Here is a 14,797-nt window from a genome sequence, read left to right as displayed (position 1 = left end):
GCTTCCTGGAGGCGCTGTCGCTCAGGCCTTCGCCTTCGGGGCTGTCGCCCGGGTCGGCACGCCCCGGGCGGCCGGCGGGCCGGCAGCAGGGTCATGAGGCAGGAGAGGGCCAGGAAGGTGCTCGTGCCCGTCAGGGTGATCAGCGGGCCGCCGGCCAGTAGGCCGACCGGGGCGGGGACCGTCGATCCCGTCGTCCAAAGGGTGACGAGCGGCTGCTGCTCGCGCCGAGCAAGGGGCGCTGCGGAAGGGATCTCGATCCCGTGGCCTGACGGGCCGGCAGACGCCATTGCCGGATGGGCAGTTCTCCGGGGCCAACGGACTTGTCCAGGCCGTCGGCACCAGCCGGTGTCGCGGTCATGACGGTACCGAGTCGGGGAACTCGTAGGAATATGAAGGCGATGCCGACGAGTCGGGGGCTGCGGGTGACCGTCGTGCTGACGGTCGTCCCCGTCGTCGTGTCGTGCGGCGACCACGGACGCGGGGAGTCCAACGGCTCGGTGGCGGTGGGACCCGCCCTTGCGGCATCCGGTCGTCACCTTGTCATCATCACCGACAACGGGCTGCTGCTACGCCCCACGGACGGCCACCGCGTCACCGTGGACGACCGTGTCGATGGCCACTGGTCGCACCGCGACAGCACCTGGACCCTCGACCTCTCGTGCTCGGACCGGTCCCAGAACGAGGGCGCGTGTCCCCGCATGCCCTACGTGAAGGTCCCGGACGGCGTGAGCGTCACGGTCAGTGCCCGCAACGCGGGCGTCGACGTGGCGGGCATCGCTGCGGCGTTGGACGTGACGACCGTCAACGGCGATGTGACGGTCACCCGCTCCGGACGCGAGGATGCGGCGGTGCGGCTGTCCACCCGCAACGGCTCGGTGCGCGCCACGGCCCTCGACACGGCTCGGCTGTACGCGGCAACCACCAACGGGGACGTCATCCTCGCGAGCGCCACCGCGCCCTCGAGCGTCACCGCGACGACGGCCAATGGCTCGGTCGGCGCCACCGTCCCGCGCAACGCCCCTGCCTACCGGGTCACCGCAGGCACGGACCATGGCCGCGTCACGGTGGCCGTCCCCACCCGGGATGTCCCCGACAGCCACACCATGACGCTGACCACGGTCAACGGTGACGTCGACGTACGTCGGGAGTGAACCTGGCGCAAGCGTCGGCCGAAGTACGCAAGAGGACCCGGCCGACGCGGCCGGGGGTGGTCAGCCCAGGCACAGCACGAGCAGGCAGATTTCCTGCGGCGAGGTCGTGGTGGGCTCGGTGCGCGCTTGAGACGTTCCTGAGTCCGTGCCGCTGGTGGTAGCGGGCGCAGGCGTCTGCGTGGGCGTCGTATTCACCGTGTCGGTGGTGTCGGACACCGTGGAGCCGGAGGGTGTTGCGATGGACTGTGGCTGCGGGTCCGACACTGTCGTACGGGGAGGGGCAGAGGCGTCCGACTGAGCCTTGGGCGGCGTGCCGTAGAGGGAGGCGGTGGTGTATCGCCGCTGCGTGCCCTCGGGCGCGGACGACCGTGTGGGCGGGGTGGGCGAGGAGCGGTGTGCGTCCGGCTGTGTCGATGTCGGTTGTGCGTCCTGCGCCGCCTGTTCTTCCGGGGCGTTCGCTCCCGGGACCGTCGGCGCCGTGGCCGCCTGTGTCTGGTCGCTGGACTGCCGATTCGTCGAGGCCAGCGTCAGGCCGCCACCGACGAGTGCGACGGCGGTTGCGACCACGGCCCGGCGCTGGTTCTTCTTCCAGCGGGCTCGCTGTCGACGCCGTGCCGCCCGCCCCTGCGGCACGCTCGGCACGTCCTCGACATCGCCGGACGGGTCGGTCTGCGGGCCCCTGTCCATATCGCCGCCGACCGCCGCCTCGTCCACCTCGCCATGGAGTCGGCCGCCGTGCCACGTGCCCCAGGCCGTGGACTCCGATGCTTCCGCCGCACCCGTCACTGCTGTGGCGGCAGGCGTCGGGACGATGTGACGGTCGAAGTTGGCCGGAGCGATGTCGGGGGCGTAGGCGCCGCACCCGGGACACACCAGGGCGCCATTGAGATGCCTGCGACACGTGGAGCAGTAATCCATCTGCGGTCTTTCTGAGTTGACATGCCGTCGGCCCGCCGGGCCACCGCCCGGTCACGTTTGCATGTGAAGCCGACTGGCCAGTAACACTAACGACGCTTTCGAAAGGGCATGTGCAGACCAAGTGAGGCTCGTGCAGGGATTCTCGGGCTTGTGCGTGTGCGCGGTGGGTGTCCGGCCGTCCGAGCCCTCGTGATGGGGAGATGCGCGAGTGTGGAGGTCCTCCGAGGCGGCGGGGCCCCGACGTACCGCAGGTGTCCAGGAGCACCGCGCCCGCACATTCAGTGGGAAATCCGCAGCACTTGTGCCCGAATGCGGAATGTCTGGGGAGCGTGTAACGCGGCGGCGGTTGCGTGACGCAGACCTACACGGACCCGTGCGAGAGTCGCCCGCGGGGCGCAGAGACATTGCCTTGCTCCGGCTTGCCGGATCATGCGTCAGAACGGGAAATCAGTGAGCAATCAAGAAGTACGACACCGAGAAGGATCAGCTCTGTGACACCCACCCCAGCCGAAAACGATCACCTGCCCGTCTACGAGAGCTTGGTGCGTGAACGCGGGGACGCCGTTGCGGAAGCCCGGCTGGTGGCTGAAGAGACGCAGCACCAGGTCACGCAAGCACTGAACTGGCATGGCACGGATCGGCCCGAGTCTGCGTCCTGAGTGAGCCGGACCCAGGTCACCGCCGCCTACGGCGTCTGGCCTCCGGTCAACGCCTCCCGCTCCTGCCGTCGTTGCCTTCACTTCGCCGACGACGCAAGAGGCTGGCGCGGTAACGTGTTGATCATGGTGGACTGGGACATCCGGCCGGCGTCGGTGGCGGACATCGAGGCGGTGGCCGAGTTGCGTGCCGTGGTGCTGCGGGCGGACCTGGAACGGCTCGGGCGGTACGACCCGCATCGAGTGCGACAACGGCTGCGGGACGGCTTCGACCCGTCGTACACCTGGGTGATCGAGGTGAGCGGCGCGTTCGCCGGCTGTGTGGCGTTGCGACCGGCCAGGGATGCTCACTGGCTGGAGCACTTCTACCTGGCTTCGCATCTGCAGGGCAGTGGTATCGGTTCGGGTGTGCTGCGCGAGCTGTTGGAGAGGTGTGACCGCGACGGAGTCCTTGTACGGCTGAACGTCCTGCAGGGCAGTCCGGCCCGACGGCTGTACGAGCGGTACGGGTTCACTCTCGATGCCGAGGACAGAGTCGACGTGTTCATGGTGCGCAAACCGTCCCAGGACCGGACCGGCGATTGATCATGCCGACCCCCACATCGCCTCTGCTGGTGGCCGGTCCATCGATGCTTCGTCCGCCGTCATGACCCCAAGCCCGCGAGCAGGACTGTGAGCAGCCCGGGCTGGACGACCGCGGCCGGCCTCACCAACCGGCGCATGGGCCATGCGGGCATGAAGGTCATGGATGAGGCCCGGGCAGCAGGGTCCGGCAGGACGGTGACATCGGACAGGATCAGCGGCGTCCACTTCTCCCCGACCACGTCGAGCGTGCGCTGGACCGCGCAGTGCTCCCGCTCACCTCAAGCCACCTCACCCGCTATCGTTGGCCACCTGACTTCAGCATCGACAGTCAGGTCACGCCGCGACCAGCCTCACTTCACGAAACCGGCCGCGACCGGCGTGCCGGGCCGCTCCGACTGATGGAGCATGCTGGCGGAGGACGTCCGGCCGGGTGGCCGTCGCCGAATTGATGAATCAGCTGTTCGACCGGGAGCGCGCCGGCCCCTCGTACGAGGTCGGCCACCCCAGCAGAAAGGAATTTTCCATGGATGAGCAGGGCGAGCACTTCGACGTCGTCGTCCTCGGAGCGGGCCCCGGCGGATATGTCGCAGCCGTCCGCGCCGCCCAGCTGGGCAAGAGCGTGGCAGTGGTGGAGGAGAAGTACTGGGGTGGCGTCTGCCTGAACGTCGGCTGCATCCCCACCAAGGCCCTGCTGCGCAACGCCGAGCTGGCGCACATCTTCACACACGAGGCGAAGACCTTCGGCATCAAGGTCGAGGGGCAGGTGTCCTTCGACTACGGCGAGGCGTTCCGGCGCAGTCGCAAGGTGGCGGACGGCCGGGTCAAGGGCGTCCACTACCTGATGAAGAAGAACAAGATCACGGAGATCAGTGGGCGCGGCACGTTCCGCGACCCGCACACGCTCGACGTGGCCCTGTTCGACGGCTCGACGCAGACGATCGGGTTCGACCACTGCATCATCGCCACCGGTGCGACGCCGAAGCTGCTGCCCGGCGCCCGCCGCACCTCCCGCGTGGTGACGTACGAGGAGCAGATCCTGGCCGAGGACCTGCCGCAGTCGATCGTGATCGCGGGCGCCGGAGCGATCGGCATCGAGTTCGCCTACGTTCTGCGCAACTACGGCGTGAAGGTCACGATCGTCGAGTTCCTGGACCGGGTCGCGCCCCTGGAGGACGCCGAGGTCTCCGCCGAACTGGCCAAGCAGTACCGGCGCCTGGGCATCGACGTGCTCACCTCCACCCGCGTCGAGTCCATCGACGAGTCCGGCCCGCAGGTCCGTGTCACGGTCACCGGCAAGGACGGCACCCAGCAGGTCCTGGAGGCCGACAAGGTCCTCCAGGCCATCGGCTTCGCCCCGAACGTGAGCGGCTACGGCCTGGAGAAGACCGGCGTGACGGTCACCGAGCGCGGCGCCATCGACGTCGACGGGCGCTGCCGCACCTCCGTCCCGCACATCTACGCCATCGGCGACGTCACCGCGAAGCTGATGCTCGCGCACGCCGCCGAGGCGATGGGCATCATCGCCGCCGAGACCCTCGCGGACGCCGAGACCATGGAGCTCGACTACGCGATGATCCCGCGCGCCACCTTCTGCCAGCCCCAGATCGCCAGCTTCGGCTACACCGAGGCCCAGGCCCGCGAGAAGGGCTACGACGTCAAGGTCGCGAAGTTCCCCTTCACCGCGAACGCCAAGGCGCACGGCCTGGGCGACGCGAGTGGCTTCGTGAAGCTCATCAGCGACGCGAAGTACGGCGAGCTGATCGGTGGCCACCTGATCGGCCCTGACGTCACCGAACTCCTCCCCGAGCTGACCCTGGCCCAGCAGTGGGACCTCACCGTCCACGAGGTGGCCCGCAACGTCCACGCCCATCCGACCCTGAGCGAGGCCGTCAAGGAGGCCGTCCACGGCCTCGCGGGACACATGATCAACATGTGAGAAGGGCAAGGGCCCTGACCCGCAAGGGCGCGGCAGAAACCAGCTGATCCCAAGGGCGGCCGGTGACCACAGACCGTGCCCGTCCGCTCACAGGGACCTCGGCTCACCGGTGGCGATGAACCGTGGTCCGTCCGGCGTCAGCGGCCCTTGCGTACCCGGGCCGCCGCGCGGGCTTCCGCGGTCTTGCGGGCCTCGGCGGTCTTGCGGGACTCCTTCGCGGGGCGGCCCGTACGGGTGCCGAGGCCGCGGAAGGGGGCGTTGCCGCTGGACTTGGCCGCCGTCGGCGGGCGCTTCGCCCCGGTGATGGCGGTCAGTTTCTCCTCGCCGGAGCGCACTTGTGTGACCGTCGGCCGGATCCCGGCGTCGGACATCATCTGGTTCACATCGCGCCGCTGGTTGGGGGTGACCAGGGTGACCACGCTCCCGGACTCCCCGGCGCGCGCGGTGCGCCCGCCACGGTGCAGGTAGTCCTTGGCGTCGGCCGGCGGGTCGACATTGACGACGAGGTCGAGCGCGTCGATGTGAATGCCCCGCGCCGCGACGTTGGTGGCCACCAGCACGGTGATCTCACCGTCCTTGAACTGGCCGAGCGTGTGCGTGCGCTGCGGCTGCGACTTCCCGCTGTGCAGGGCGGCCGCCCGTACGCCGCTGGCCCGCAGGTGACGGGTGAACTGGTCCACGCCGGCCTTGGTGTCCAAAAACATCAGTACCCGGCCGTCCCGCGCGGCGATTTCGGTCGCGGTCGCGTACTTGTCGGCGGCGTGGATGTTCAGCACGTGGTGTTCCATCGTGGTGACCGAGCCCGCGAGCCGGTCGACCGAGGCGAGAACCGGGTCGTGCAGGTAGCTGCGCACCAGTTGGTCGACGTTGCGGTCGAGCGTGGCCGAAAACAGCAGGCGCTGCCCGTCGGAGCGGACCTGGTCCAAAATCTCCGAGACCTGCGGAAGGAAGCCCAGGTCGCACATCTGGTCCGCCTCGTCCAGCACCGTGATCCGCACCTGGTTCAGGAGGCAGTCCCGCCGCGACACCAGGTCGGCCAGCCGCCCCGGCGTCGCGATGACCACCTCGACGCCGGTCTTCAACTGCGCCGACTGCCGGTTGATCGACAGCCCGCCGACCACCGTCGCCATGCGCACGTTCAGCGTCCGCGCGTACGGCTCCAGCGCGTCGCTCACCTGCTGCGCGAGCTCCCGGGTCGGTACCAGGACCAGCGCGAGCGGCCGCTTCGACTCCGCTCGCAGGCCTGCCGTCCGGACGAGCAGCGCAAGCCCGAAGGCCAGCGTCTTGCCGGAGCCGGTCCGCGCGCGGCCGAGGACATCGCGGCCGGCCAGCGCGTTGGGCAGGGTCGCCGCCTGGATCGGGAAAGGCTCCGTCACCCCGAGGCCGGTCATCGTCTTGACCAGCTCCGGAGGCAGCCCGAGTGCGTCGAAGGACGCGGCCGGCGGCAGGCCCGGGGACACCGTCTGCGGTGTCGGGAGTTCGCCCAGCGGCGCTGTCGCCCGCTGGGGCTTGCCGGCACGGGAGAGCCCAGGGGCCGACGGCTTCGCGTTCATGGGGAACCTTCCTGATCCGACGCCCGGAACGCGCCGGGGCCCGTACCTGGTGGTACGGGCCCCGGCGGTTCGAAGCGTGGCCCCATTTTACCAGCGGGCGTCCGGCCGCGATTCGACGCCCAGCCGGGTGCTGTCCGCATCGACGGAACTCACCGCACCGATCCAGCCAATCGATCTTTTGTCAGCAAGCCGGCGGCGAGTTGTCAGGTTCGCAGGATTACCTGGCGGCGACTCTCTTTCCCCCACCGAGGAGTGACATGACCAACGACCTTGCCGACCCCCAGGACGAGGCCGTGCCCGACTTCCCGATGCCCAGGGCGGCCGGATGTCCGTTCGCCCCGCCGCCGGAGATGATGAAGCTGCACGCCGAGAAGTCGGTCTCCGAGGTCCGGCTGTGGGACGGCAGCACGCACTGGCTCGTCACCCGCTACGAAGACCAGAAGGCCCTGTACGGCGACCCGCGCCTCAGCGTCGACACCACCCGGCAGGGCTTCCCCTACCTGAACGAGGCTTTCCGGGAGACCGCGTCCAAGACCCCGCCGTCCTTCCTCAACATGGACGATCCCGACCACGCGCGTATCCGCCGGATGGTCACCGCCCCGTTCGCCATCAAACGCATCGAGGCCATGCGGCCCGCCATTCAGCGGATGACCGACGACCTGATCGACGCCATGCTGGCCGGGCCGAAGCCGGTCGATCTGGTGGAGGCGCTCACACTGCCGCTGCCGTCGCTGGTGATCTGCGAGCTGCTCGGTGTCCCGTACGAGGACCACGACTTCTTCCAGAGCAACAGCAAGGTGGGGCTCCGCCGGGACGTGAACCCCGAGGAGGTACGGGCCTCCTTCGGCGCGCTCTTCCAGTACCTGGACGGCAGGCTCGACGCGAAGCTCGCCAACCCGGCCGACGACATGCTCTCCGAGCTGGCCGCCCGGATGCAGGTCGGTGACCTCACCCGCACGGAAGCCGCCATGCTGGGCATCCTGCTGCTCGGCGCCGGGCACGAGACCAGCGCCAACATGCTCGCCCTGGGCATCCTCGCGTTCCTGGAACACCCCGACCAGCTCGCCATCGTCCGCGACACCGACGACCCGAAGGTCCTGGCGGCCGCGACGGACGAGATGCTGCGCTACCTGACCGTGGTCCACAGCGGCCAGCGCCGCCTCGCCCTGGAGGACCTGGAGGTCGGTGGCCGGCTCATCCGGGCCGGCGAGGGCGTCATCATGCCGGGGGCCACCGGCAACTGGCAAGGCGACGTCTTCCCCGACCCCGAACGGCTCGACGTCCGCCGCGACGCCCGCCGCCACCTGGCCTTCGGCTTCGGTATCCACCAGTGCCTGGGCCAGCCGCTGGCCCGCCTGGAACTCCAGGTCGTCTACCAGACCGTCTTCCGCCGCATCCCCACCCTGCGTCGGGCCGCCGAGCTGGAGAAGATCCCGTTCAAGGACGACGGAATCGTCTACGGCGTCTATGAACTGCCGGTGACCTGGTAGCGCCCCACCGCTTCCCTGCCCTGCCACACGGACGCCGGTTCCGGGCCACCACGGCCGCCCGGAACCGGCGCGCGCACGTGGCCGCGGTGCGGCAGTACTGCCACTGCTCCTTATCCGCTAACATAGAATAATTAGATAGATGAATAGCCTAGTGCTGGCGAGGAGTGGCCGTGGACTTCGGGCTGACCGACGAGCAGGACCTGTTGCGCGCGACGGCTCGGCAGTTCGTCGCCGACGTGTGCCCGGCCGAGAAGGCCAAGCAGTGGGACGAGGAGGGCGTCGTACCCCCCGAGCTGTTTCGGGGCATGGCCGACCTCGGGTGGTTCTCGCTCCCGTTCGCCGAGGACGAGGGCGGCGACGGCGGCGGGCCGCTGGAGCTCATCCTGATCGCCGAGGAGCTCGGGCGGGCCAGTTTCGACGTCGCCATGTGCTACATCGGGGTGCTCATCCCCGGGATCACGGTGTTCCGGTGGGGGAGCGAGGCCCAGCGCGAGTTCATCCGTACGCAGGTCATGACGGGCCGCCACCGGCTCGCTGTCGGCCTCAGTGAGCCGGACAGCGGGTCCGACGCCGCGGCGCTGCGTACCACCGCGGAGGATCACGGGGGCAACTTCCTCGTCCGCGGCCAGAAGGCATGGTGCACGGGCGGCGGCCTGCCCGACACGACCATCGCCACGTACGTGCGGACGGGGCCCCGGGAGCCCAAGCACGGCGGCATCAGCCTGCTGCTCGTCGATCCCGCGACCGAGGGCGTCGAGGTGCGCCGGACGCCGACGCTGGCCCGGCACATCCTGGGCACCAACGAGGTCTTCTTCAACGACGCCCTGGTGCCGAAGGAGAACCTCGTCGGCCCGCGCGACGAGGGCTGGAAGGTGATGCTCTCCAACATCGAGCTGGAGAAAGTGATCATCAGCGGGGGCTATCTCGGCGCCGCTCAGGCCACGCTCGACGAGATGCTCGACTACGCCCGCACCCGGCACGCCTTCGGTCGTCCGATCGGCAACTTCCAGGCGCTCGCCCACGCCATGGCCGACCTGCAGACCGAGATCGACTCCGCCCGGCTGCTCGCCCACCGCGCCGCCTGGCTGCTCGCCCAGGGCAAGCCGTGCACGCGGGAAGGGTCGATGGCGAAACTGAAGGGATCCGAGACGTACGTGGCGGCCGCCCGGCTCGGGATGCAGGTCTGCGCGGGTCACGGCTTCTCCACCGAGAGCGTGATGAGCTTCCGCTACCGGGAGTCGATCGTGGCCACGATCTCCGGGGGCACGAGCCAGATCCAGCGCAACGGCATAGCCCGCAGCATGGGGCTCAGGTCCTACTGAGCCCCGCCGCCCTGGCCTGCCGGCCATTCCTTCTGAGCCTCGCCGTCCTGACCGGCCAGCCACTCCTGGTGCCGTGCGAAGTGGCCCTGGTCCCGGGTCACCCAGATCCCGGAGGCCCGGGCCAGCACGGCCCGGGTCGGTAGCAGCACCATCTCGCCCGCGATGTACCAGCGCCTGCCCTCCCGCTTCTCCACCCAGGCCCGGACCTCCAGCGGCCGCTGAACCGGCACCGGCTTCACGAAGCTCACGGTCAGTTCGGCCGTCACGCTCAACACCCGGTGCAAGAGCGGCAGATGGCCGAGACAGTCGTCCAGGACGGCCGCGGTCCAGCCGCCGTGCGCGACATCGGGCCCGCCCTCCTGGTCACGCGGGCAGGACAGCTCGAACCGTGCCGAGCCGTCCTCGTCGAGCCGCTCATGCTCCACGCCCAGCCGGCAGGAACCGGCGGCGCGGCACGCCCCGCACAGGGCCACCCCGCCAGGAGTGCGGGGCGGCTCCTGGAAGTCCGCGCCCGCCCAGGGTCCGGTCGGTGGCGTCGTGGACATGGTGTGACTCCTCTTGTCGGGCGTCGGAGTGTCGGGTGTCGGAGTGTCAGACATCGGCGAGCAGCGGACGCAGCTTCCCGGCGATGAGCTGCACCTGCCGGGCCACCATCTCCTCGGGCATCCCGGCCAGCGAGGCCCACAGGAACACGCCCTCGACCGGCAACCCTGCCACGTACGCCTTGATGGCGTCGGCGGTCTCCTGCGGTGTGCCGTAGAGGAACTGACCGACACCGGTCGCGCTCAACCCCGTCTCCCGCCACTTCTCGGGGTCGATGGGGCGGGGTGCGGGCTGGTCGGTCCCCTCCACCATGTACCGGCGGTAGCTGTCCCACTGGTACGCCAGGTGCCTGCGTACGACCGGCCAGTCGCCGTCGGGGTCCTCGGTGACGAACGTGGTGAACGAGCCCTGCATACGGGCCGCCGACAGGTCGTACCCGCTCTCGGCGAGCCCTTCCCGGTACGGCGTCAGCAGCGCGGGATTGAGCGACAGCAGCCCGGTGCCGAGCCGGCCGGCCCGGCGGGCGCCCTGCGGGCCCTGGTAGCCGAGCCAGATCGGCAGCGGATCCTGGACCGGGCCGGGGGTGACCAGGGACTCGGCCCACAGGCCGCGGATCTCCCGTACCCGCTGATCGGTCGTGGTGTAGCGCTTGGCGAGGTCCGCTCCGTAGAGCCGGTACTCGGGCACGCGGTAGCCGGTGCCGAGGCCGAGGTCCAGGCGGCCGTCGCTGATGATGTCCACGATGGCGGCCTGTTCGGCGATCTCGGGGGCCGCGTGCAGCGGTGCGGGGATGACGGCGGTGCCCAGGCGGACCCGGCGGGTGCGGGCGGCGGCCGCGGCGGCCATGGTGAGCGGCTGGGGGAGATAGCCGTCCTCGAAGCCGTGGTGTTCGGAGAACCAGACCGAGTCGAGACCGAGGCGGTCCGCCTCCTCGCACATCTCCAGGGCGAACCCGTAGACCCGCGACCAACTCTGCTGCCATGGCGGCGGGTTGCGCAGGTCGAAGTAGATGCCCACCTTCACGAGGAACCTCCTGCTGCTGGGTTGTCGGCAAGCCGGATCGTCGCGTGCGCGACGCTCACTCCGTCCCCGGGCCGCAGGAGCCGTACCGGGCGCAGTTCCAGCGCCTCGATCTCGGGGTGGTCCTCGACCATCGCCGAGATGCGCAGGACGGTCTCCTCAAGGGCCGCGAGGTCCACTCCCGGGCCCCCGGTCCTGCCGTCCAGCAGTGGGGTGGCCCGCAGCGAGCGGACCATCTCGCGGGCGTCGCGGTCGCTGAGGGGGGTGACGCGGTGGGCGACGTCCGCCATGAGGTCGGCGTAGTCCCCGGTGAGGCCGAAGGCGACCACCGGGCCGAAGACCGGGTCGGCTCGGACGGCGAGGAACGCGTCCGGTCCGGTGCCCGGTTCGCTGTCGCGTACGGCGATTCCGTACGAGGCGAGCAGCTCGGCGGCAACCGCCGCGGGGACCGGGCCGGGGGCGGCGGAGGCGATCAGTGACCGGGCGCGCTCGGCGTCGACTCCCGGGAGGTCGGGTACCACGCCCGCGGGGGTACTGCGCCAGGCCTGGTAGGCCGCCGCGTGTCCGAGCGAGGTGGCCGCCGCCTCGGGGAATGTGTACGTCGGTACCACCAGGTCGCCCCGGTGCAGGAGATCGGCGACGCCCGCGCCGCCCAGGAAACTGGCCAGCACGGGTTTGTCGGGCCGGGCCGCGGCCGCGTCGAGGATCGCCGACGCCACCTCGTCGGGCTTGTCCGCCAGTGGCGGCATGAACAGGACGACGGCCGCGTCGATGCCGTCGTCCGCCAGGGCGGCGTCCAGCGCCTGCCGGTAGTGGGCGGCCGTGGCGGTGGGCGTCAGGTCGATCGGGTTGGAGACGTCCGCATGGGGTGCGAGGGCCGAACGGAGCGTCTGCCGGGTGCGCTCACCGAGTGCGGGCACGCACAGGCCGCTCGCCGCGCACGCTCCGACCGTCAGCGCCGCGGGGCCGCCCGCGTTGGTGATCACGGCGACCCGGTTGCCGGGCGGGGGAGGCTGATGGGCGAGCAGGAGGGCGACGTCGAACAGCTCTTGGAGGCTGCGGGTGCGGATCACGCCGGACTGGGCGAACAGCGAGTTCACCGCCGAATCCGCATGGCCCGGGTGGACCGCGACGATCGGTTTGCGCGGCGCGATCCGGCGGGCGACGCGGGCGAACCGGCGGGGATCGCCGAAGGTCTCGACGTGCAGCAGGATCACCGAGGTCCCCGGGTCCTCCTCCCACCACTGGAGCAGTTCGTCGGTGGACACGTCGACGGCGTGGCCCACCGACACGAAGCCGGAGAAGCCGAGCCGCAGCCGCCGGGCGAAGTCGAGTACCGCGAGCCCGAGCGGCCCGGACTGGCTGGACATCGCCACCCGGCCGGGCGTCGGCAGGGCGGGCGAGAAGGTCGCGGCCAGCCGCGCCGCAGGGGTCGTGTTGACCACGCCCATGCAGTTCGGTCCCACCAGCCGCATTCCGGAGGCACGGGCGAAACGGGCCAGCTCCAGCTCGCCGGCTCGTCCTTCGACTCCGGTCTCTCCGAAGCCCGTTGAGACGACGACCACCGCCTTGACCCCGACCTCCGCGCACTCCCGTACGACACCGGGTACGGCCTCGGCCCGTACGGCCACCAGCGCCAGTTCCGGCGGCTCGGGAAGGTCCCGGACGCTTGCGTACGCCCGCGCCCCGGCGATCTGCCCGGCCCGTGGGTTGACCGGGAACACACTGCCGCCGAAGCCGCCCCGCAGCAGGTTGGCGACGATCTCGTGGCCGATCGTCAGCGGGTCGCGGTTGGCGCCGATCACGGCGACCGAGCGCGGTTCGAGCAAGGGCCTGAGCGAGCGCCGTACGGCCGTCTGCTCGCGGCGCTCGGCCCGCGCCACGGCCTGGGCCTGTGGGTCGACGGCGATCTCGAAGTGGATGATCTGGCCGGGCGGGCCGGTCTCGATCCGGTAGCCGGAGCCGAGGAACACGTTGATCATCCGGGCGTTGTCGGCGAGGACGTCGGCCTCCAGCACCCGGATGCCCCGCGCACGTGCGGCGGCGGCGATGTGCTCCAGGAGCAGCCTGCCGAATCCCTCGCTCTGGTGGTCGTCCCGGATGGTGAACGTGACCTCGGCGTGTTCCGGTTCCTCCGGGTCGCGGACGTAGCGCACCAGGCCGGCGATCTCGTCACCGGCCAGGGCGACGAGCGCCAGCTCGTTGAGGTAGTCCACGTGGGCACCGCGCCGGATGACGTCGTCGCGGGCGCGGACCACCGGCCCGAGGGAGCGGTAGGCCAGGGTGGCCCGGGACAGGGTGCCGACGAACGCGACCAGGCGGTCGGCGTCCTCGGGCCGGATGGGACGGACGAAGGTCGACCGCCCGGTCCTGACGAGTCCGGGCCGTTCCAGGTCTTCGGGATACGAAGGATACGAGGGGTATGAGGGAGTGGTCACACGTGGTCCGTCCGCACGCCTCGCGTCGTCGGCGCCGCTCAGACGGCCGCCTCCTGGGGAGTCTGCTCCGGCAGGCGGAAGAGCTCGTTGAAGGTGCCGCGCGTGACGCGCTCGCGGATGTCGTCCGGCACGCCGTCGAACAGGTCGTGGAGCGTGGACTGGGTGTGGCCGTAGGTGCCTTCCAGGTGGGGGTAGTCGTCGCCCCACATCACGTTGCGGTAGCCGGTCGACTCGACGATCTCCACCGAGCTCTTGTCGTGCTGGAAGGAGGCGTACACCTGCTGCCTGATGATCTCGCTGGGCAGCCGGCTCAGCTTCGGCCGGACGAACATGCCGTGCTGGCGGTACGCCTCGTCCATCCGGTCGCCGATGGCCGGAACCCATCCCGCGCCACCCTCCGCGATGAGGATCCTGAGGTCGGGGTGGCGGTCCAGAGCGCCGCCCGCGACCATGTGGGACACGACCCGCATCCCCGGGTAGGTCGTCTCCATGTAGTTGACGACCGCGCCGCCGGGCCCACGGAAGACGACGTTCTGAGCGCCCGTGCCGATGTGGAAGCCGAGCACCAGCCCCGCCCGCTCGACCGCTGTCCACAGCGGCTCCCAGCGGTCGAGGGCGTATTCCTCGCCCGGTCGTGTCGAGCACGGGAGGAAGATCGCCTGGAAGCCCAGTTCCGCCACTCGCTCGACCTCGGCGACCGCGTCGTCGATGTCGGCCGTCGAGACGCAGGCCGTGGTGATGACGCGCTTGTTCTTGCGGAGGATCTCGTCGTGGGCCCAGTCGTTCCAGGCCCGCACCGTCTCCCGGGCGAGTTCCCGGTCGGTGATCGACACGAGCCAGAATCCCATGGAGGGGAAGGCCAGTTGGCCCCACACGCCCTCCTGGTCGAGGTCCTTGAGCCTGACCTTCAGGTCCCAGGCACCCGGCGGGCGCATCGCGTCCATGAAGTCGCCGAGCTGGCGGTCGATGCGTTCGCCGTCGATGTAGAGCATCTCGTACTTCTCGCCGCGCTCACTGCGCGGCGCTCGCGCGCCGAGCCGCGCGGACATCCGCTCGGTCCACACGTCGGCGGGTTCCATCACGTGGGAGTCCCCGGAGTTGACCCAGATCTTCGTCATGACGTCCCTTCGGGTCAAGGCTGCAAGCTCAATGGATGCAATCAGTTAGCGATTTTAGTTGTATGGA

Annotated in this window: 11 protein-coding genes and 1 pseudogene; 5 read left to right on the top strand and 7 right to left on the bottom strand. The window is 70.2% G+C overall.

Annotated features, from left to right (window positions below):
• The first annotated feature begins 398 nt into the window (after positions 1-398).
• Entirely contained in the window at positions 399-1,151 is a 753-nt protein-coding gene (locus ACFYO2_RS25485) for a DUF4097 family beta strand repeat-containing protein (RefSeq protein ID WP_388353304.1), read from the top strand.
• 60 nt (positions 1,152-1,211) lie between these two features.
• Here the strand turns inward: ACFYO2_RS25485 and ACFYO2_RS25480 are convergent, their stop codons facing one another.
• On the bottom strand, positions 1,212-1,865 hold the full coding sequence (locus tag ACFYO2_RS25480; protein WP_388353301.1) for a hypothetical protein: 654 nt from the start codon (positions 1,863-1,865) through the stop codon (positions 1,212-1,214).
• Between the two features lie 986 nt (positions 1,866-2,851).
• On the opposite strand from ACFYO2_RS25480, the gene ACFYO2_RS25475 reads away from it, so the two are divergent.
• Entirely contained in the window at positions 2,852-3,310 is a 459-nt protein-coding gene (locus ACFYO2_RS25475) for a GNAT family N-acetyltransferase (protein WP_388353298.1), read from the top strand.
• A gap of 200 nt (positions 3,311-3,510) precedes the next feature.
• Here ACFYO2_RS25475 and ACFYO2_RS25470 read toward each other — a convergent pair.
• Positions 3,511-3,602 (bottom strand): annotated as a pseudogene (locus ACFYO2_RS25470) (transcriptional regulator); the annotation flags it as partial.
• Positions 3,603-3,833: 231 nt separating this feature from the next.
• Here ACFYO2_RS25470 and lpdA point away from each other — a divergent pair.
• The gene (lpdA, locus tag ACFYO2_RS25465) at positions 3,834-5,246 is read left to right on the top strand and encodes a dihydrolipoyl dehydrogenase (protein WP_388353294.1); all 1,413 of its coding nucleotides are present in this window, start codon (positions 3,834-3,836) and stop codon (positions 5,244-5,246) included.
• A 137-nt stretch (positions 5,247-5,383) separates the two neighbouring features.
• Here the strand turns inward: lpdA and ACFYO2_RS25460 are convergent, their stop codons facing one another.
• Positions 5,384-6,799: a DEAD/DEAH box helicase gene (locus ACFYO2_RS25460; protein ID WP_388353291.1), complete on the bottom strand. Its 1,416-nt coding sequence runs from the start codon at positions 6,797-6,799 to the stop codon at positions 5,384-5,386.
• A 257-nt stretch (positions 6,800-7,056) separates the two neighbouring features.
• Between ACFYO2_RS25460 and ACFYO2_RS25455 the strand changes: the two genes are divergently transcribed.
• Complete coding sequence (locus ACFYO2_RS25455) at positions 7,057-8,289, top strand: cytochrome P450 (RefSeq protein WP_388353289.1); 1,233 nt, start codon at positions 7,057-7,059, stop codon at positions 8,287-8,289.
• A 170-nt stretch (positions 8,290-8,459) separates the two neighbouring features.
• The gene (locus tag ACFYO2_RS25450; protein WP_388353286.1) at positions 8,460-9,611 is read left to right on the top strand and encodes an acyl-CoA dehydrogenase family protein; all 1,152 of its coding nucleotides are present in this window, start codon (positions 8,460-8,462) and stop codon (positions 9,609-9,611) included.
• Here ACFYO2_RS25450 and ACFYO2_RS25445 read toward each other — a convergent pair.
• Genes ACFYO2_RS25445 through ACFYO2_RS25430 form a run of 4 tightly spaced genes read right to left on the bottom strand, consistent with a single transcriptional unit; the run spans position 9,605 to position 14,730 of the window.
• Positions 9,605-10,156, bottom strand: a complete 552-nt coding sequence (locus ACFYO2_RS25445) for a PaaI family thioesterase (RefSeq protein WP_388353283.1) — start codon at positions 10,154-10,156, stop codon at positions 9,605-9,607. The genes ACFYO2_RS25450 and ACFYO2_RS25445 overlap by 7 nt on opposite strands.
• Before the next feature lie 46 nt (positions 10,157-10,202).
• Entirely contained in the window at positions 10,203-11,177 is a 975-nt protein-coding gene (locus ACFYO2_RS25440) for an LLM class flavin-dependent oxidoreductase (protein ID WP_388353280.1), read from the bottom strand.
• Entirely contained in the window at positions 11,174-13,612 is a 2,439-nt protein-coding gene (locus tag ACFYO2_RS25435) for a GNAT family N-acetyltransferase (RefSeq protein ID WP_388353276.1), read from the bottom strand. Before ACFYO2_RS25435 ends, ACFYO2_RS25440 begins: the two co-directional genes overlap by 4 nt.
• Before the next feature lie 38 nt (positions 13,613-13,650).
• Positions 13,651-14,730, bottom strand: coding sequence for an amidohydrolase family protein (locus ACFYO2_RS25430; RefSeq protein ID WP_388353273.1), 1,080 nt, complete (start codon positions 14,728-14,730; stop codon positions 13,651-13,653).
• Positions 14,731-14,797: the final 67 nt, after the last annotated feature.

It is taken from the genome of Streptomyces sp. NPDC006602 (genome assembly GCF_042870385.1).
Lineage (GTDB): Bacteria > Actinomycetota > Actinomycetes > Streptomycetales > Streptomycetaceae > Streptomyces.
The sequence above is the reverse complement of the archived record's forward strand: the minus strand, read 5'-3'. Positions and strand labels throughout refer to the sequence as shown.

Bases quoted from the DNA above. Each gene is read 5' to 3' on its own strand.
- ACFYO2_RS25485 (WP_388353304.1), top strand. From the start codon at position 399: ATGCCGACGAGTCGGGGGCTGCGGGTGACCGTCGTGCTGACGGTCGTC.
- ACFYO2_RS25455 (WP_388353289.1), top strand. From the start codon at position 7,057: ATGACCAACGACCTTGCCGACCCCCAGGACGAGGCCGTGCCCGACTTC.
- ACFYO2_RS25475 (WP_388353298.1), top strand. From the start codon at position 2,852: ATGGTGGACTGGGACATCCGGCCGGCGTCGGTGGCGGACATCGAGGCG.
- ACFYO2_RS25445 (WP_388353283.1), bottom strand. From the start codon at position 10,156: ATGTCCACGACGCCACCGACCGGACCCTGGGCGGGCGCGGACTTCCAG.
- lpdA (WP_388353294.1), top strand. From the start codon at position 3,834: ATGGATGAGCAGGGCGAGCACTTCGACGTCGTCGTCCTCGGAGCGGGC.
- ACFYO2_RS25460 (WP_388353291.1), bottom strand. From the start codon at position 6,799: ATGAACGCGAAGCCGTCGGCCCCTGGGCTCTCCCGTGCCGGCAAGCCC.
- ACFYO2_RS25430 (WP_388353273.1), bottom strand. From the start codon at position 14,730: ATGACGAAGATCTGGGTCAACTCCGGGGACTCCCACGTGATGGAACCC.